This window comes from Gordonibacter massiliensis (ex Traore et al. 2017) (genome assembly GCF_019731765.1).
Taxonomy (GTDB): Bacteria; Actinomycetota; Coriobacteriia; order Coriobacteriales; family Eggerthellaceae; genus Gordonibacter; species Gordonibacter massiliensis.
The window spans coordinates 122,456-140,877 of record NZ_JAASIO010000009.1 but is presented as its reverse complement, the minus strand read 5'-3'; the positions used below and the strand labels follow the sequence as shown (position 1 = coordinate 140,877).

Below are 18,422 nucleotides of genomic sequence, written 5' to 3'. Positions count from 1 at the left end.
ACTCCTCCTTACGCCTGCATGGGCTGGTAGTCGTCGCGCCAGCCACCGAGCTGGGTGATCTGTTTGCCGGGCATGACGTCGCCTTCCCGCACCTTGTAGATGCGGCAGCGCGTGCACTTGATGGGGGAGCCGATGCCGCCCGGACCCGATTGGAAGTTGCGTGTGAGGTTGTTCACGTTGTAGTCGAAGCATCCGTTCAGGTGCGGTGCGGCGGCTTCCTCCTCGGGCTTCCACCAACCGTGCTCGGCCGAGATGCAATCATCGGGAATGCCCTCGAACACCTGGACCATCTGCTTGCAGCGCCCCTCGTTGTTCTCCATCCAAATCCAATCGCCGTCCTGCAAGTCGTAATCGGCGGCCGTCTTCGGCGACACTTTCACGCGCGGCTCGGGATGGAACTCGCGCATGGTGGGAGCCTGGCGATGCTCGGTATGGAAGAACTCGTAAGAACGGGCGCCGTTGATCATGTAGAACGGCAGCTCTTCCATGACCTCCGGCGTGGTCTCCCACGTTTCGGGAGCGGGCGTGTACACCGGATACGGCGGAATGCCCCACGACTGGAAAATGGTCGGCACCAGCTCGATGCGGCCGGACGGCGTGTTGAAGCCGACCTGGCCGTCGGGGCGCAGCATGCCCTTCTCGTGCTTGTTGTACGTGGCGTTCCACTCATCGTAGGCGTGGCCGCCCGCCGCAACCAACTGATCGAACGTGTAGGGACATTTCGTGGTGATGGAAGGACCGCTGTCGTCGGTAACCGACGTGTGTCCCCACTCGTCGTCGGTCGCCGCAGAGAAATTGGCCTTCTTCACCTTGCCGTCGGGACCGACAACGGCAAGATCGGTCAACAGGTAATCGTTGATGAAGTCTTCGGCGGTATCCCAACGCACGAACAGCTCGGGATTCAAACGCTTGCCCAGCCAAAGCGCGATCTCCTCGTCGGACTTCGCCTCGTAGAAGCTCGTCACTTTTTTCATGGCGCGCAACGGCGTCCACCAGGTACGGGCGGAATCGCGTTCCACCGACATTGATACCGGCAAGATGATATCCGCCAAGGCGACCATCGTCGGCGTGATGAAGGGATCGGCGTACACGATAAAGGGTATCTTCGACATGTACTTGTAAGCGCGGGGAACCTGGCCTTCGTGTCCGGCGAACGCGTTGCAGCTCTGGGCCCACAGCATCTTGATCGGATAATCCTCACCCGTCACGGGTATCTTCCCTGCTTCGAGAACCGAAGCCATGGAGTCGCAGTTGGACATGCCCACGAAATCGAGGCCCTCGTCGCCCACCATCCACTTGCGGAACTTCCGCTCCAGCGCGCCCGGGTCGGCGTAAAGGTCTACCGACGAGTAGCCGGCGTTGATGTCGAAGGAGTTGTGCACGAGCACATGCGTACCGGGTTTTTCGATATTGCCGCAGATGGCCATAAGATCGCATACCGCTTCGACCCAATGCATGGACGAACTGGTTCCGGCATCGAAAACGAGGCCCCACTGAATGGCCCCTCGGTCCGCTTGGGCGTAAAGGCGGGCGGAGGATACGATGAGGTCGGCCGGAACGCCGGTTATGGACGCGGCCCATTCGGGAGAGAACTGCTGCACGTGCTCTTTAAGCTCGTCGTAATAGGCGCACCAGTTCTCGACGAACTCGTGATCGATCAGATCCTCGTTCATGATGACGTTGAGCCACGCGAGCGCGATGCAGCAATCAGTGCCGGGATGGGGTTGCAGCCAATACTCGGCCCGGGCGCCCCACCAGGTGAGCACGGGGTCGATCGAAACGATCTTCGTGCCCATCTGCACGCATACGTTCAACCAGTGGCCCAGGTAGCCGTCGCCGTTCGACTTCAACGGCTCGTTGCCCCATACCACCAACACGTCGGGACGGGCCCACTCGTCGTTCGCATAGCGGTCGGGAAGCGTCTCGGACGCGTCCACGATGGGGTAATCGCCCAGCGGACCTGCCGCGCCGCACACACGTGGCATGTAGCACCACCATCCGGAGAAGTAGATGCCGCCCACGTTGGCGGTGCGGAAACACGCTCCGGCGATGAAGGGGACTTGCCAGTTGATGTTGCGGCCCGTGCCGTGCCCCACGAGAATCGCCTCGCGGCCGAGGCCCTTGTCGTCGATCTCTTCCTTGATGTAGGTCTCGATCGTGTCGAGCGCCTCTTCCCATGAGATGCGCTCCCATTTGTTCTCGCCCCGCTCGCCGGCGCGTTTCATAGGGTACTTCAAGCGCTGGGGGTGATTGACCATCTCTTCCAAGTCCAAACAGCGCATGCACAGTTTGCCGTTCGCATAGGGGTCGAGAGGATCGCCCTCCACCTTTTCCAGCTTGCCATCTTTGGTGTACAGCAAAACGCCGCAGGAATCGTGGCAGCCGGGAGCGCTGTAATTGTAGGTACGCGTGACGGTATAGCCGTCCTCTTCCCAAACCACTTCCCCTTCGTGATACGCTTTGCGATCAATGCCGTCCAAGAATCCTTTGTAGTCAGCCATGGACTTGCCTCCTTAATCGTTCTGACGCGGGACGTCGTCATAAGACCGGAGGATACGGAGCTGAAAAACGGCTGTCATCGTACCGTTCTTGGTGTTCCGCGCCGTACCTCATACTTGACGATGCCCCACCTTGGGAAACGCAAAAAAATAAGCCTTTTCGAAAACGCAATAGGTAGGCTCTGCTAAGCCTCGCGTCGCCTAGGGTCGGGCTGTTTACTCCCCGCAACCATCCGCGTTCCACCCGGGGCGAACGCAACGGCGCCGCACGACGGGCACCGCCCTGTCGCAGGGTCCACCACGCCGCCGCAGGCGAAACACGGTATCTGGGCGGGAGGGGTGTAATACGGGCTGTCCTCGCAGTACTTGCCGCACCTGCCGCATTGCGTGCACGGATAGCACACAGCCCCTCCTTCTATTTCAGGTCGACCAGCTCGACCCAGTACTCGAGCGTTTTGCCGGCGAACGGATGGTTGAAATCAAGCTTCACCATGTCGGCAGTCGCCTCCGTCACCCAGACGGGCATCTTTCTTCCATCGTCGGGGTTGGTCCAAAAGATCACATCGCCGACTTTCAAGCCGTATCCGTTCTCCACCATGGTCTTGAGATGCCACGATGCGAGCTTCTCCTGATACTCGCCGTATCCGAGCGCGCAGGGTATTTCGATGGTTCGGTTCTCCCCCACCTCCATGTCGACGATCGCATCCTCCACGCCCCGCGGAAGCTGCAAGGTCCCGATCGTGACGGCAAGCGGCTCGCCCGTCGAGCGATCGTCGATCGGCTCCTCGCCCAACACGCCGCCCCGATACCGGATGAAAGCGGTTTTTCCAACCCTGTTTGCCTGTCCCATAGTCTCCTCCAGCATTTCCCTCGTGCGATCGGCCGCAATGGCCGCCTATGCTCCCTCGAGCCCCTCGGTCTCGTCGATTTCGCCGACCTTGGTGTCGTGGCGGTGTACGGCGTAGGACGCTTTGCCGGTTCCCTGAACCTCGATATGGGCCGCACGGTGCGTGCTCTTGCTGCTGGGCACGAACGCTCCCTTGGCTTCGATGGGGTTGTACTGGGGCACCATCAGGAACTGCTTCGGCTTGTCTTCAAGCTGTTTGGAAAGCTCCTCGACCGTACCGTAGGCGATGATGTTGGACAGGCAGTGATGCACGCACATGGGCTCGCGCCCCTTCTCCGTGCGCTCGGCGCACAGGTCGCATAGGTCGGTGAGCACCGGAAAGTAGTTCCAGTTCCAATGCGTCTCATCGATCTTCCAAGGTCCGTCGGAGAGCACCTTGATGCCCGTCTTGCCAACCGGGTAGCCATGCTCTTCCTTGCACGTAACCTGGCAAGATCCGCAGTTCGTGCAGTATTCGTAGTCGATCAGAAGTCCGTACGTCGCCATGGTTACACCAGCTTTCCGAATTTTTCCCAGATCAGATTCATGTCGGTGTCGTAGTTCTCGGCAATGGGCTCGATGTTGCACACGAGGCACTTGTTCGGAGCCCCGAACCCGAGCTTGCCGAAGTGGTCGTTGGGAAGGAGGTTGTTGATATTCGAACGGAAGTTGCCGTAGAGGTTCGGCTCGTTGCCATCCTCCTCCGGAAACCACCACGCATGCTGCGCGTGGATCGTTTTCGCATCGACGGTTTCCGTGATGCGCGCCTTTTCCACGCATTCGCCGAAGGGGCTCCACAGGCGCACCCACTGACCGTCGGTGATGCCCAGGTCCTTGGCGACCTTCGGGTTGACCTCCACGATGGGGTCGGGGTTCAACTCGCGCAGGTAGGCTATCTGGCGATGCTCCGAATGGAAGAACGCGGTCGTGCGCGCACCGGTGGTGAGGATGAACGGGTACTCCTTCATGAGCTCGGGATTGGCAGGGCCGAACTCCGGCTCCAAGAAGTACGGCAGCGGATCGTCGCCGAACTGGTTGAACGCCGTCGACCATAGCTCAACGCGGCCGGTGGGCGTCGCGAAGCCGGGCTGGCCGTCTTGGCGCATCTCCCCGCGCTCGTACTTGTAGTAGTCCACGGGAATCTGGCACACCACGTTCTGAGAGACCTCGTCGAAATACTTGCCGCCTTCCTTCTTGCCCAGGCGCAAGGCCTCCATGAACTCCTTTGCGCTTGCGAAATCCTCCCACACTTCCGGGCGAAGGCGACGCCCCAGCTCGTAGCACAGCTCGAAGTCGGTCATGGTCTCCCCCACTTCGATGGCCTTGTGCATGAATCCGGCCGTGACCGTGCAGGGCGCGTAGTGCGTGAACACCGTGCCCTCACGTTCGGCCACCGTGGACAGCGGCAGGAAGATATCGCAGGACGCCTCGATGGACGGGTTCATGAACGTGTCGAAGCCGATGCAGAACTCAAGCGACTTCACGATGGCATCGTGCCAGCGCTGAGGCTCCATGGACGTGCAGCTCATGAGGTTGTTCCCCGCATAGAATCCCATCTTTATGGGGTAAGGGTCGCCCGTCTCCAGCGCGTGCAGCATCAAGTCGGCATGCGCGTTCAAAATAATCATGCAGTAGGCGGGATACTGCTCGAGGCCGATCATCTTCTTCTGCAGCTCCTCGCCCACGCCTTTCTCGAAGCCGAAACCGGATTCGTTGTGACCCGCGCCCGTACCCGGCAGGATCTGCCCGCCCGGAACGTCCAGGTTGCCCGTGATGGCCATGAGGTCGACGGTCACCTGCCCGTTCTGCATGCCGTCGGTTTTCTGGTCGGCGGCGAGCCCCCATTGGATGGCGGCCGGCTTGGCTTGCGCGTACATGCGCGCGGCGGCGTAGATGTCCTCGACCGGCACGTCGCATATCTCGGCAGCCTTCTCCGGCGGCATCTCCTGCACGCGCTCGGCCAACTGCTCGAAGCCGTAGCACCAGTACTCCACGAAGTCGTGATCGTAAAGGTCCTCGTTGATGATGATGTTGAGCCAGGCCATGCCCATGGCCGTGTCGGTGCCGGCGCGCAGCTGCAAATGGATGTCGGCGCGGGTGGCGAGCCAGTTCACACGCGGATCGATGACGATAAGGCGCGTACCGCGGCGCAGCGTGTCGATGACCGCATGTCCGAAAAAGCCGTCGGGATTCGACTCGAGCGGAGCCTTGCCCCAAACCACCAGGCACTCGGTAAGCTCGTAGCGCTCGTCGTCCCATCGGTTCGGCAAGGCGCCTGCGTAATCCCATTCGGGATACGTCGTGCCCGCGATATAGGCGATAGCCGCCAAGCGCGGCGTGTAACAGGCGTAGCCCGACTGCGTGTAGCAGAAGTTCGGCGTGCCGAAGCACATGGTGCCGTACGGGGCGAACGTGCCCCCCTCGCGACCGGTGCCCGCAAACACCACGATGGATTCTCGGCCATAAGCGGCAGTGATGCGGTCGTACTCTCCTTTGATGATATCGAACGCCTCGTCCCAGGTGATCTGCTCCCACGCATCGGCGTTGCCACGATCCTTGGGATCGCGCTTCATAGGATGCAGAAGACGTGCCGGATTGTAAATGTAATCCTTGAGCGCGATGCACCGGGGGCACAGGCGCCCCTGGGTCACCGGGTTGTTCTCGTCCCCCTCGACTCGCACGAGTTTGCCCTCGCCGTCCACGTACAGCTTGAGACCGCATCCTACGGGGTGGCACCCCGGAGGAGACCACGGACTCGTGCGGGTAACGGTGAGGCCGTTCTCCTCGTAGCGCCACGGCTTGCCAATGTCGTTGACGTCCGAAAGCGTATCGAGCTTGACTACTTCGGCTCTTTTATAGAATTCGTCTTCGCTCATGGTCACGTCCTTTCTCCTTCTCGTCTACCGTGCCTCAGGGCACCGTTGCGAGGGAGAATACGTGGCGCGAAGGGGACTGTCATCGTGGCGTTCTTGGTGTTTGCCTCGATACCCCATACTTGACGATAGCCCATCTGGGGAAATGCAGGAAAATTAGCCTTGGAGGCAGCGCTTATAGGTAGAGAGACATGAGACCCGTTTTATCTAGTATCTGGGACACGAAGCGGCATTCTGCAAACCGAAAAGTCTTTATTCTTCTCCGTACAGCTTCGTGTCTTCAATTAGGTTGAGCAGCTCTTGGCGGGAGTGCACGCCCGTCTTGCGGTAGATATTGCGTATATGGGTTTGCGCTGTGCTTAAAGAGATCGACAAGGCTTCTTCGATGTACTTGGCATTCCTTCCCTGAGCCACAAGAACCAGAACCTCGAACTGTCGCTCGGAAAGATCGCATTGCTCGCCCACCACTCGGCACCGTTTCTTCCAGAGGCCTTTCGTTTCCGGCATCGCGCTTCCCTCTTCCATGCTGGCTTCAGGAAAGCGCGCTTTGTGGCAATACGATGCGATAAAACCGTAAGCGACGGCTATCGCCGCAGACGCCTGTATGGCGAACAGCATATTCGCAGAAGCCATCCAGGCAATGCCGTATCCGCTCACGAGCCCAACGGCCACACCCACATAATCGAGCGCACGGGCCTTCCCATAAACGCGTAGAGCCGAAAGATGGGAAATGCGCACGTGTTCTGCCACGGCAACCGTTCCGAACAAGGTGTAAACCGTGAATAGGGCCGATAGGATGCAAAGCGCAAGCAGGCGAAAAACATCACCGAACAAATACGATGACAGGAATGCGAACATGGTCAGAGGAGGCGTGAGCGGAGACAGGCTTCGCTCGTTCACCATGCCTTTTCGAGCAAAGTTCACCGCCAAAAGAAGGGCGACAACCGCAGCGGTGGCCAGGCAAAGCATGCGCTCCGACCCCTCCGCCGCCGAGCCGAGCACGTAGCCGAACTCGAAATTGCTGATCGAAAGCATGAGAGCCGATGTCCACAGTATCTTCGACCGCTTATCCGACTCTCGATTCTCAATCGATTCGGGAAAGACGCTCTCAACCCTCGACTTGATCAGCACGAGCAAACACGCCAAAGAGGCTGCCCAGGTGAACACGATGGCGATACGGGACGCCTCGTCCACCAAGCAGCTTTCCACCATGCAAACGAGGATCCCCGCGCCGACCGCCGCCGAAGCGAACAAGGGAATGATCTTGTGAGGCCGAGCGCATACGAAGCAGAACCAGAGAGAGCAGAGAGCGCCCAAGCCAAAAGCCGCCGCAACGCCCGCAACGATCAGAACTTGCGATGGACCGGATGGAGCCAACAAGACGAGAACCAAAGAAACCAAGCCCACGAACGCGCCGATGACGAGAATCCCACAGCGGCCAGTAGCCAACGCATGCGAAGCGAAATGAACCAAAGAAAAGGCCAAGGCCAAGGCGAGTGCGCAGCCAATGCGCATGGCGGCCGCATGCCTTTCCACCGAAGCGAATTCGGGAACGATGAGAAACAGGGCTAAGACCGTTGAGACAAGCGATGCGAAGCCTACAAACCCTATCAACGTATCGAGATCGAGCTTCATCGACCCCATACGCGACATCCCCTTGGATTCGTGCGCCATATCCCCAACCTTCATTCTGGAACTCAGTCCGACAAGCTACAAGGATTCCCCAAGAGAGCTTTCGTCGATGCTCTCGTTTTCGACCAGATCCATCAAATCTTGACGCGAATGCGACCCCGTTTTTTGATAAATGTTGTAGATATGGGCCTTGGCGGTGTGGGGCGAGATAACAAGCTGTTTCTGGATGTACTCGGCATTGCGCCCTTTGGCAAGCAAATGGAGCACTTCGGTTTGACGCTTGGACAAACCGTACTTTTCGGCAACCGCATCGCATCTCAGGTGGAAGAACCTCACGCCCGAATCCGCGTTTCCGTATCCTGAATCAACCACTACTTCCCCGTGCGGACCTAATGCGACACGCGGTTCCCGCTTTTGCTCCTCACCGGGATAATAGCTTTGCTTGCTCATCGTCGTCGAAACCAGAATGAAGAACATAACAACGATCGTCACCATCACCGGAAGCGTAACGGAGCCGAACGCCTGAGTGGAGAACGCAACCCAGCCCGCCGCCAACCCGAGCAGCAATCCCGACGACGAAAACAGCCTGCCCCATCCGAACGTCCTTATCGATGATAAATCGCATCGTGCGATATGCTCGCACGTCGCAAAAATGGCGCTGGCATAGGGCAGCAACGAGAACAGAAACGCGAAAACGCAAGGCCACACCCAGAGTTCCTGCGGCAAGAAGAACAAGGGGAGGATGCATGCAGCAAGCACGGGGAGAAACATCTTCCGAATAAAGGACTCTTTGAGGAAGAATGCCTTCCGGGAATCAACGAGGAGCAAAGCGAAAACGATCAGAGAACCGCCCTGGATGATCGCGGACACGCCGAAGGTGTGCACCTCCGGCGCCAGCAACCAGTACAAAGCGAATCCCTGAGCCGCCGAGCCCATAACGGTAAGAAGGGAGGGTTTCCAGGTGATCTGCAGCCTTTGGTCGGACTCTTTAGCCGGTATAGCGGGAAGGTCGTCCATGAGCGAGAAACGCATATGCAAGAACAAGTACGTCAGCCCCGATAGCAGAGCGTAGAGCGCGATGATGTAAGGGACCAGGCGATTGTCCAAAAAAACCGTCCCCACGTACCACAGAAACGAGAGTGCCAGCATCGCGGCAACCGCCGCCCGTATCTGGGCTTTCATAAGCACGCACACGAACTCGATCCACAGTGTCGTTAAGGCAGCGACGCCAACACCGGCCAAAGCCGCGACCGCATAACCCCAAACTGGCTGAAAACCGGAAAACGCGCCTAAAGAATGGGTCACCCCGCAAACAAGAGCCGTCACCGCAAGTACGATACGATGGGTTTGGAGCCAATTGGACAACAGCCATTCGACAAAGTACGTCAGCAAAAGTGCGGCGACGAATACAAAATGCAGCATGCCGACGGCCGACGGCGAATGCCCCTCCCCTGTTACAAAATCACTCGTCGTCAGGATCGCGAAAAACCAGGTGAAGCAAAACGACGCCCCCAGAACCCCGGCAATGAGATAGGGATTGACGAAAAGCCATTCGTTCTTTTTTTCGAGTCTCTTGCTTTTCGGTAAGGCCTCTGATGAGTTTGTACGAACCATGGAAACAGTCACCCCCGTTGACGGTTTCATCCACTCGCTTGACGATGCCTTCGCCACCGCCATACCCTGAATAATAGTACGTGCAGCAGGGACTTTATTCTGAGATGACAGCGATCTCTCAAGTTTCAGGCATGGCGCATTAGGCTTGTAAACGAGCGTAAGGTCTTAGTGCTTACGCTTTCTCGTCTAGACTTTGACATCTCTCGCGCCATCGCGCTGCGAGAGAGCTTCGATTATATCCGAATACGAGAGCGGGTCAAACGATCAAACCGATTCCTAGCTACCCCCCTCGTCCCTCTTTTCTCAGTGCCGGCAACCACCGCTCTGTCGAGCTGCCGCGTCGCCACAATCTTGAGTTGAAAGGTTCTCGATGCTACGGTCCTTTTCGCATCGAAGCGATGCAAGGCAAGAAAGAGCGCTCCCACCTCTGAACGCCAATGCGGAACGGCGAAGAGGCGCTACGGTGATGCCGTAGCCGAGAATCCGAACTTTCGCCCGCTATGAGCGGCAAGTTGGGGAAACAACCGATTTTGGTAACTTCTTTTTTTCAATATTCGGATATATCCGATTAATGACCAATAAGCTTCGTTAGCCTTCACGGTATGGATTATTTCAACAAAAGAAGGCAATTAGGGCAACGCATCGCCAAGGTGCGCAGGGCCCAAAACATCTCGCAGAAGCAGCTTGCCCTCATGTCCGACATCAACAAGGGGTATCTCTCCGAGATCGAGAACGGCATCAGCAACATCAGCGTCAACAAGCTCTTCCACATAGCCGATGCGCTCGGCATCTCGCCGAAGGACCTCTTCTCGGACATCGAAGACGACAGGGAAGGCGACCTGACCACCACGTAAAGGCCCCGGAATGCAAGAGAACCGGCCGTAGCCGGTTCTCTTTAGCCTTCGAAAGCTTCCGCTATTCTGCAGCCGGAGCCTCGTTCGGGTCCTTCACGGTGATCTCCGCGTGGTCGAGGAGCCACTTGTTCGCTTTGATGCGCTCGGCGGCCTCGCGCAGCGCGAAACCGCGGCCCGACTCCTCCATCTGGCGACGGACGCCCTGCGGGTTCTGCGGGTTCATGGACGCGCACGCCTCCTGCACGTCCTCGTCGCTCACGACGAGGCCCTCGTGGCGGAACACCGCGTCCAGGGCGTAGCCCTGCACGAGCATCTGGCGCGTCTGCATCATCATCATCATGTTGAACTGCTGCTCGCCGCCCTGCTGCTCGACGAACTGGTCCCACGTCATGTTCTGCTGCTCCACCTCGGCGCGCAGGTTGTTCATGAGGTTGCGCGACATGGACTCGTACACCTCGTCCGCAATGCTGCCCTTGAAGCGCTTTGCCAGCTCGCCGGCAGCGAGGTTGCGCTTGTAGTTCTCGTACTCGCCCGACAGCTGGCGGTTCAGGCCGTTGCGGATGTCGTCGCGCATGGCGGCCAGATCCTTGTACATGGGCATGTACTTGGCCACCCACGCGTCGTCGATGACGGGGGCGACCTTCTTCTGGATCTCCTTGACGGTGGCCGTGCACTCGATGGTCTCGACGATCTCGTTGCCTTCGTCGTCGATGCCGGGGCCCTCGAACGTGAACGTCTTGGTCTCGCCCACGTTCATGCCGACGATGTTCTCGTCGAAGCCGTCGGGCATGAGGCCCGCGCCGGTGGTGTAGGTGCGCGCGTCGGTGGTGAGACCGGGGAGCTTTTCGCCGTTCTCGTAGGACTCCATGGCCAGAAGGCAGCTGTCGCCCTTGCGCACCGGGTGCGGGTCGTCGGCCACGAACTCGGCGTAGCGCTCGGCCACTTGGCTGATCTGCGCGTCGACCTGGCTCTCGTCGACGGACACCTCCTGGACGGTGATGGACACCGGCTCGTAGGACGTGAGCTCGTAGTCCGGCTTCGGCGTGAGGTGCAGGGCGAATTGGAACGTCTGGCCGCGCTTGAGAGCCGTCTTGGGCTCGGGTTGCGGCGGGAACGCGGGGATGACGCCGGTCTTGTCGATGGCGAACGGCACGAGGGCCTCCACCGCCTGGTTCATAACGACCGAATCGAGGTCCTTGATGCCCATGCGCTCCTCGGCGGCCTGGGCCACCGTCTTGTCTTTCTCCGGGCGCATGCCCATCTGCTGGGCGAACGCGAGATGCGCGTTGTTGAGCGCGTTGCTCACTTCGGCCGTCGAGGCGACGGCGTCGATAAACAGCGTGCCGTCGTCGAGTTTCTTCTGCGTGACTTTCATCTTGGTTCCGTCTCCTTCATACGAGCATTGCGGCGCTTGACGCCGGGCGGAGGCGGAAACGGCGTGCCGCATTTCGCGCATCGTTCAGCCCCCGTGCCGTTGACGTATCCGCATGCGGCGCACGTTCCGGGCTTCACCGCCTCGCGGCAGCGACCGCAATGCGTGCAGGGATAGCACACGAGCGTTCCCCCTCCGATCCTTGCTAGCTAGCAATTGTAACGCACATCGACGCTCGTCGCGACGAGATGCGGGCAAATATAGGACGATGACCAAGGCCGCGTCCCGGCAAAAAAGAGGCTGCACGGCAAGCGTTCCGCGAAGCCTTGAAAGGCGAACAAGGTGCGGAAGGCCTATTCAGGGGGTTCGACCTTGGCACCCGCGCGGTGCGTACCGTGCAGCACAGGACGTACTATACGGAATCAGCGCGCTTCACGCATTACACCAAGGGGCTTATTTTGACGCGAAGGCCTCATACCGCACGTACCACTTTCCCGTCATCGACCGGGCAAACGCCGAAACAGGGGGTTGACGGCGCGCGCCGAAGCCGCAGAAAGCCGAATGACGAAGTCCTCGGATCCGCCGACCATGCCCGCGCCGCGACGAAGGGAGGGAACCGCCGGCGAGCCCCGCACGCCACCCCGAAAACGGCAAGACCCTCGGCCAGAGAGAAAACCGAGGGTCTTGCGTTCGCCGTTGAAAGAGGAGGTCGACGAAAGGGGTTGCTACTTTCCGGGGGTGCCGGGGGCACCGGGAGCCTTCGGAGCGCTGGGGGCTCCCGGGGCGCCGGGAGGCTTCGGAGCGCCGGGAGCGCCGGGCACGCCAGGGGCGCCGGGGGCTCCGGGGAAGCCGGGAGCAGGGGTAGCCTTGGCACCGCAGTTCGGGCATGCGTCAAGGTTTGCGGCAACTTCCGCGCCGCACTTGGGGCACTTCACGGGGCCGCCCGCATCAATAGCTGCTGGTCTGAAGCACATGAGGAGATCCTTTCTCTTTTACGATAAGACCGAGTGCTGCCGGGCCCGCCAGGTGCTTGGTCTCGCGGGCCCGCGAGGATCGCGTTCGGCGCGCGGGGGGCTTGCGCACCTTCATCCAGCCCGACAGAACCGAGCCGATCACACGAAACGAATTCGACCTCTCGCAGGGTACTCTAACAATCAGCTCCGCCCTTCTGCATCCCCTATAAGCGCTTAAATGGTTGAAAAAGCGTAATACCTATGGTCTGATTTACATACTCGACCTGGTGTTTTGCAGACAAGAATAAATCGATCAGAAAGAATTCCCCGTCCGTCGACCATCAAGCGGCAATCCGCCTCCACCACCGAGGGAAGGGGGCCGGCGGAAGATTCCGCACGAGCCGAAGACCCCGCAGGTCGAATTTCCCCACCCCGCCGAACGTCAAGCAAGGGCCAGCCCTTCGCCTCCCGCCTCCGGCGGGGGCTCGATGCGAGTTCCGCACGAGCCGAAGCGTCCAGCGGACGCTTCGTGCGAGCCCAGGACTGCCCGAGCAGCGAGCCCCCGCCGGAGGCGGGAGGCGAAGGGCGTCACTCGTTGGACTTCAGGCTCTCAACCATGTCGACGCCTGCCAGCTTGCGACGCATAGCCACCATGACGAACACCGTGAACAGCATGGTGAGCGCGAAGGCTATCAAGAAGCTGGCGGGATGGATAACGCGGCCGAACATCACTTGGTCGACCTCGGCCGTCACCACGACGAAGCTCTCCATCCACACGCCCAGCACCAACCCCACCAAGCTGCCGATGATCGACAGCAGCGCGGTCTCGCGGTAGATGTAGGCGTCCACCTCGCGCGGCGTGAAGCCGAGCACCTTGAGCGTGGCTATCTCGCGCACGCGTTCGGTGATGTTGATGTTCGTGAGGTTGTACAGCACGATGAACGCGAGCGCCGCAGCGGCGACCACCAGCACCACCACGATCATGTTCACGCTCGAGAGCATGTCGCGGTAGGCGTCGATGGTCTCGTCGTTGTACGCAACGGTCTTCACGCCGTCCATGCCCCCCAACTCCCGGCTGAGCTCGGCGCGCCGATCCGCGTCGGAGGTCGCGATGGCCAGCACGGTGGAGTACGGCGGCTCCTCCCCCATCAACCGCTCGTAGCGCTCGGGCCCGATGAACACGTAGTTGTAGATGTAGTTCTCCATGACGCCCGTGACCGTGGCCTCGTGCGGCGATCCCGTGGCGTTGCCGATGGCGTCCTGCTCGGTCAAGGAGACCGCGTCCCCCACGCCCACGCCAAGCTGCGTGGCGAGCTTCTCGCTCAGCACGACGCCCTCGTCGCCGAGCTCGATCGGGTCGTGCCCCAGGCGCGTGCGCATCATCACGAAGCGGTCGATGTCGGCCGCGTCCTGCGGCACGATCACCTGCACGTGCTGGTCGGCATCGTCCGGCCCGGTGGCTAGCATGTTCTCGCGCTGCACGCGCGCATGGTCGCTCACCAGCTGCGAGTCGCCCAGCACCCCGTCGAGCTCCCCCTGCTCCTGGCCCGTCAGGTCGTCTTCAAGGGACACCATGGCGTTGTACTTGGTGATCTTGCCGAACTGGTTGTCGATGATGTCGTTGATGGCGTCGGACAGTCCCAGCCCCGTGAGCAGCAGCGCCGTGCAGCCCGCGATGCCGATGACCGTCATGACGAAGCGCTTCTTGTAGCGGAACAGGTTGCGGAACGTCACCTTCCACGAGAACGAGAGGTGCCGCCACAGGGGCGCCGCCCGCTCCAGCAAGATGCGCTTGCCCGACTTGGGAGCACGCGGCAGCATAAGCGTCGCCGGACGCTCGCGCAGCGTGGCCGTCGCCGCCGCCCACGTGGCAGCAAGGGTGACGCCCACCCCGAGGCCGGCCGCCAACGCCGCCAAGCCCGCGTCGATGGCCAGGGGAAGCGGCTGCGACGGCACGAAGTAGATGATGCCGTACGCCTGCATGATGACCGCGGGCAGCACCTGCGACAGAACGGCGATGCCCACGGCGCTGCCCGCCACGCTGGCGATGGAAGCGTACACCAGGTACTTCGCCGTGATGCGGGCGCGGCTGTACCCGAGCGCCTTGTAGGTGCCGATGAGCATGCGCTCCTCTTCCACCATGCGCGTCATGGTGGTGAGCGCCACGAGCGCCGCCACGAGGAAGAAGATGAACGGGAACACCTGCGCTATGCTGTCCACCCGGTCGGCGTCGGCGTTGAAGCTGGCCACGCCGTAGTTTGCCGTGCGGTCCATGACGTACCAGGTCGGATTCTCCAAGTCGTCGATCTGCTTTTGAGCGTCGTTCAGCTGGCGCTCGGCATCGGCCAGCTGGGAATCGGCCTCGGCCTTCTTGCTCTCGTACTCCGCCAGGCCGCTCTCGTAGTCGGCCTTGCCCTGCGCGAGCTGGTCGCGCCCGCTCGCCAGCTGCGCAGCGGCCGCGTCGAGCTGCTGCTGGGCCGCCGCCAGCTGCGAGTCGGCCTGCTGGCGGGCTGCGGCAAGGTCGACACAGCCTTGGGCCACTTGGGCCACACCTGCGTCATACTGGCCCTTCTGCTCTTGATATGCGTCCTGGTTTTGAATGAGAGCTTGTAGCTGCGCCAGCTGACCGCGCTCCGCGTCGATCTTACCCTGCATAAGCGCAATCTGCTTGCTTACCTCTTTGTATTCGTCGCTTTCCGGATCGAGTCCTTTCAGCTGCTCTTGCAGAGCCGCAAGCGATCCTTGGTCGACGCCGATCTGCTGGGACAACTGTCCTGAAAGCGCTTTCGCCTGATCGTACGTCAAGCCAGCCTGGGCCCAGGCGGATTCGAGCTGAGTTGCCGCCGCTTGGAGCTGCGGCAACGCCTCGTCGAGTCCGGCTTGCACCGAATCGAGACGCGCCTCGTTCTCGCCAAGCTGCTGCTGCGCGCTCGCGCGCTGGTTCGCCAGCTCCGCGACGCCATTGTCGTAGCTCGCCTGCCCGTCGGCCAGCTTCTGCTCGTTGTCGGCAATGGCGGCCGCGGCGTCGTCAAGCTGCCCTTTCGCATCGGCAAGCTGCGTCTCGGCGTCGGCCTTCTGCCGCTCGTAGTCGGCGCGCTTCTCGTCGAGCTCTTCCTGAGCGTCGGCGCGCAGGCCCTCGAGGCGCAGCCGCTCGCGCGCGGGCGCCAGCGCCTCGATGCGCTCCGTCACCTCCGCCACGCGGTCGTCGTACGCGGCGCTCGAGGAGCGCTCGTCGGCCGCGCCCGCAACCGTGAGGAACGCCTCGGTGTAGGGCAGGTCGTCGGAGAAGTCGCTCTCGAGCACGTACAGGTATTGCTGGATGGACCCGCTGCCGAGCGACGTGGATCCCAGGTTCGAAGAGGTCGCGTAGTAGGACGAGCTCACGAACCCGACGACCATGTACGCGTCGGCGGCCAGCGCGTCTTCCATGCCCTCGGTCGTCTCGGTGATGCGCACCGTGTCGCCGATGCGCGCGTTCTCGGCCACCACGAGGTCGGACGACAGCACGCATTCGCCCTTCTTCGTCGGCCACGCCCCCTGCGTCAGGATGGGCCGGTTGAGGTAGTCCGCGTCGTCCGAGCGGGCGTTCACCCCGTCGGAGGTGTTCGACGAGAGCGCTGCGGCGGGCAGCGAATGCACGCGCACCGCGTACTGCTCGCCGCCCACGTCGGCCATGACGTCGGTCTCGTAGGCGCCCATGACCGCCTGCACGCCCTCCACGCCGCGCAGCGCCTGCAGATCGTCGTCCGTGAGCCCGAGCGTCGAGAGCACGCGCACGTCCATGAGGTGCGTTCCGTCGTAGAACGCGTCGGCCGCCAGCTTCATGTCGGGTGCCGTCATGCGCAACCCGGCGTAGAAACCGGTGCCCAGCGCCACGATGGCGGCGATGGCCAGGAAGCGCCCGAGCGAATGGGTGATGGAACGGGCGACCTCTTTGTTGAACGCGCTTCTCACGGCAGGCGGCTTCCTACCATTCCAGCGTTTCGGCCGACAACGGCGCGTCGTTGACCTCGACGCCGGCCACGCGTCCCTCGCGGATATGGATGACGCGGTCGGCGATAGCCGTGAACGCGGAGTTGTGCGTGATGAGCACGACGGTCTTGCCGGTCTCGTAGCAGGTGTCCTGCAGCAGCTTCAAGATGGCCTTGCCCGTTTGGTAGTCCAGCGCGCCGGTGGGCTCGTCGCACAGCAGAAGCTTCGGGTTCTTCGCCAGCGCACGGGCGATGGCCACGCGCTGCTGCTCGCCGCCTGAGAGTTGGGCCGGGAAGTTGTCCAGCCGATGCCCCAGCCCCACTTGGGTCAACACGTCGGCCGCATCGAGGGGATCCTTGCATATCTGGCTGGCCAGCTCCACGTTCTCCAGCGCCGTGAGGTTCTGCACGAGGTTGTAGAACTGGAACACGAACCCTATGTCGTAGCGGCGGTAGTACGTGAGCTCCTTCTGCCCGAACGCGCTGATGTCGCGTCCGTCCAGCATGATGGTGCCCGACGAGCACCCGTCCATGCCGCCCAGCATGTTCAAAAGCGTGGTCTTGCCGGCGCCCGAGGGGCCCACCACCACCACGAGTTCCCCGCGTTCGATGTCGAACGTCATGCCGTCGACGGCCGCCACCTCGACCTCGCCCATCGTATACACTTTGCGCACATCGCGGAACTCGACGAATGCCACCGGTCGACCTCTCTCTTCCCTTCGGTTACGCTCGAACCACCATACACCAACGCCTTCTCTCGCGCACGTCCACCAACAAAAAAGAGAAGCGCCCCGCAGGAATCTGCGGGGCGCTTTCGGTTGCGCGATGATGCAAGCCGAAACGGCCTAGCTGGCGAACAGCTCGATCGTGTCGCCTTCCTTGAGCGTGACCATGGCCTTCTTCCAGGTGCGGGTCTTGCCCAGTTGGTAGCGGACGCGCTTGGGCTTCGGCTTCACGTTCAGCGTGTTCACCTTGACGACCTTCACGTCGAAGATGGCCTCGACGGCCTGGGCGATCTCCACCTTGTTGGAGTCCTTCGCCACCTCGAACGTGTACGTGTTGTGCTCCATCATGTCGTAGCTATGCTCCGTGATGATGGGGCGGATGATAACCTCGCGGGGATCCTTCATTATGCGAGCACCTCCTCGATGTGCTTGAGGGCGTCGGCCGTCACCACGAGCTTCTTGTTGTCGATGAGCTCGTAGGTGTTGATCTCGGACACCGGGATGATGTTCACCTTCGGGATGTTGCGGAACGACAGGTAGGTGTTCACGTCGTCGTCGGCGATGACCAGCGTCACGCGGCCTTCCAGGCCGAGCGCCTTGCATGCGGCGACGGCGGACTTCGTGGACGGCTTCTCGAACTTGAAGCCCTCGACGATCACCAGCTCGTCGTCGGCCAGCTTGGCGGACAGCGCGGAACGCATGGCCAGCTTGACCTCCTTGTTGTTCACACGGAACGCGTAGGAACGCGGATGCGGACCGAACACGGTGCCGCCGCCGGCCCACTGAGGGGCGCGGATGGTGCCCTGACGGGCACGGCCGGTGCCCTTCTGGCGCCACGGCTTCTTGCCGCCGCCGCGGACCTGGCCGCGCGTCTTCGTGTCATGCGTGCCCTGACGCCACGCCGCGCGCTGGGAGCGCACGACCGTGTGCATGACCGGCACGTTCGGCTCGATGCCGAAAACGGAAGCGGCGAGGTCGGCGGAACCGGCCTTCTTCCCGCTCGCGTCTTTGATCTCAATCGTGGTCATAGGTGTATAACTCCTT

Annotated in this window: 13 protein-coding genes; 1 reads left to right on the top strand and 12 read right to left on the bottom strand. The window is 61.3% G+C overall.

What is annotated here, in order from left to right; all coding sequences use genetic code 11:
* Positions 1 to 8: 8 nt before the first annotated feature.
* From HCH03_RS10710 to HCH03_RS10685, 6 genes are all read right to left on the bottom strand, one after another.
* On the bottom strand, positions 9 to 2,501 hold the full coding sequence (locus HCH03_RS10710) for a molybdopterin-dependent oxidoreductase (protein WP_221689490.1): 2,493 nt from the start codon (positions 2,499 to 2,501) through the stop codon (positions 9 to 11).
* A 412-nt stretch (positions 2,502 to 2,913) separates the two neighbouring features.
* A complete protein-coding gene (locus HCH03_RS10705) occupies positions 2,914 to 3,363 on the bottom strand; it encodes an FKBP-type peptidyl-prolyl cis-trans isomerase (protein WP_221689489.1) in 450 nt (149 codons plus the stop codon).
* Positions 3,364 to 3,393: 30 nt separating this feature from the next.
* Positions 3,394 to 3,891 (bottom strand): oxidoreductase, encoded by a 498-nt coding sequence (locus HCH03_RS10700; protein WP_221689488.1) that lies wholly within the window; start codon positions 3,889 to 3,891, stop codon positions 3,394 to 3,396.
* Positions 3,892 to 3,893: 2 nt separating this feature from the next.
* The gene (locus tag HCH03_RS10695) at positions 3,894 to 6,260 is read right to left on the bottom strand and encodes a molybdopterin-containing oxidoreductase family protein (protein WP_221689487.1); all 2,367 of its coding nucleotides are present in this window, start codon (positions 6,258 to 6,260) and stop codon (positions 3,894 to 3,896) included.
* A gap of 249 nt (positions 6,261 to 6,509) precedes the next feature.
* Positions 6,510 to 7,931 carry a response regulator transcription factor gene (locus HCH03_RS10690; RefSeq protein WP_221689486.1) on the bottom strand — a complete coding sequence of 474 codons (1,422 nt, stop codon included), beginning with the start codon at positions 7,929 to 7,931 and terminating at the stop codon, positions 6,510 to 6,512.
* Between the two features lie 36 nt (positions 7,932 to 7,967).
* A complete protein-coding gene (locus tag HCH03_RS10685; RefSeq protein WP_221689485.1) occupies positions 7,968 to 9,533 on the bottom strand; it encodes a helix-turn-helix transcriptional regulator in 1,566 nt (521 codons plus the stop codon).
* Between the two features lie 572 nt (positions 9,534 to 10,105).
* Between HCH03_RS10685 and HCH03_RS10680 the strand changes: the two genes are divergently transcribed.
* Positions 10,106 to 10,357 (top strand): helix-turn-helix domain-containing protein, encoded by a 252-nt coding sequence (locus HCH03_RS10680; RefSeq protein ID WP_080142330.1) that lies wholly within the window; start codon positions 10,106 to 10,108, stop codon positions 10,355 to 10,357.
* Between the two features lie 61 nt (positions 10,358 to 10,418).
* Here HCH03_RS10680 and tig read toward each other — a convergent pair whose 3' ends face one another.
* The 6 genes from tig to rplD form a co-directional block, all read right to left on the bottom strand.
* Positions 10,419 to 11,732, bottom strand: coding sequence for a trigger factor (gene tig / locus HCH03_RS10675; RefSeq protein WP_185905306.1), 1,314 nt, complete (start codon positions 11,730 to 11,732; stop codon positions 10,419 to 10,421).
* 722 nt (positions 11,733 to 12,454) lie between these two features.
* Positions 12,455 to 12,703, bottom strand: coding sequence for a hypothetical protein (locus tag HCH03_RS10670; protein WP_185905307.1), 249 nt, complete (start codon positions 12,701 to 12,703; stop codon positions 12,455 to 12,457).
* A gap of 567 nt (positions 12,704 to 13,270) precedes the next feature.
* A complete protein-coding gene (locus tag HCH03_RS10665; RefSeq protein WP_221689484.1) occupies positions 13,271 to 16,636 on the bottom strand; it encodes an FtsX-like permease family protein in 3,366 nt (1,121 codons plus the stop codon).
* Between the two features lie 13 nt (positions 16,637 to 16,649).
* Positions 16,650 to 17,351, bottom strand: coding sequence for an ABC transporter ATP-binding protein (locus HCH03_RS10660; RefSeq protein ID WP_080142326.1), 702 nt, complete (start codon positions 17,349 to 17,351; stop codon positions 16,650 to 16,652).
* Positions 17,352 to 17,498: 147 nt separating this feature from the next.
* Positions 17,499 to 17,783: a 50S ribosomal protein L23 gene (gene rplW, locus HCH03_RS10655; protein ID WP_080142321.1), complete on the bottom strand. Its 285-nt coding sequence runs from the start codon at positions 17,781 to 17,783 to the stop codon at positions 17,499 to 17,501.
* Positions 17,783 to 18,406 carry a 50S ribosomal protein L4 gene (gene rplD / locus HCH03_RS10650; RefSeq protein WP_185905310.1) on the bottom strand — a complete coding sequence of 208 codons (624 nt, stop codon included), beginning with the start codon at positions 18,404 to 18,406 and terminating at the stop codon, positions 17,783 to 17,785. The genes rplW and rplD overlap by 1 nt, the downstream gene beginning before the upstream one ends.
* Positions 18,407 to 18,422: the final 16 nt, after the last annotated feature.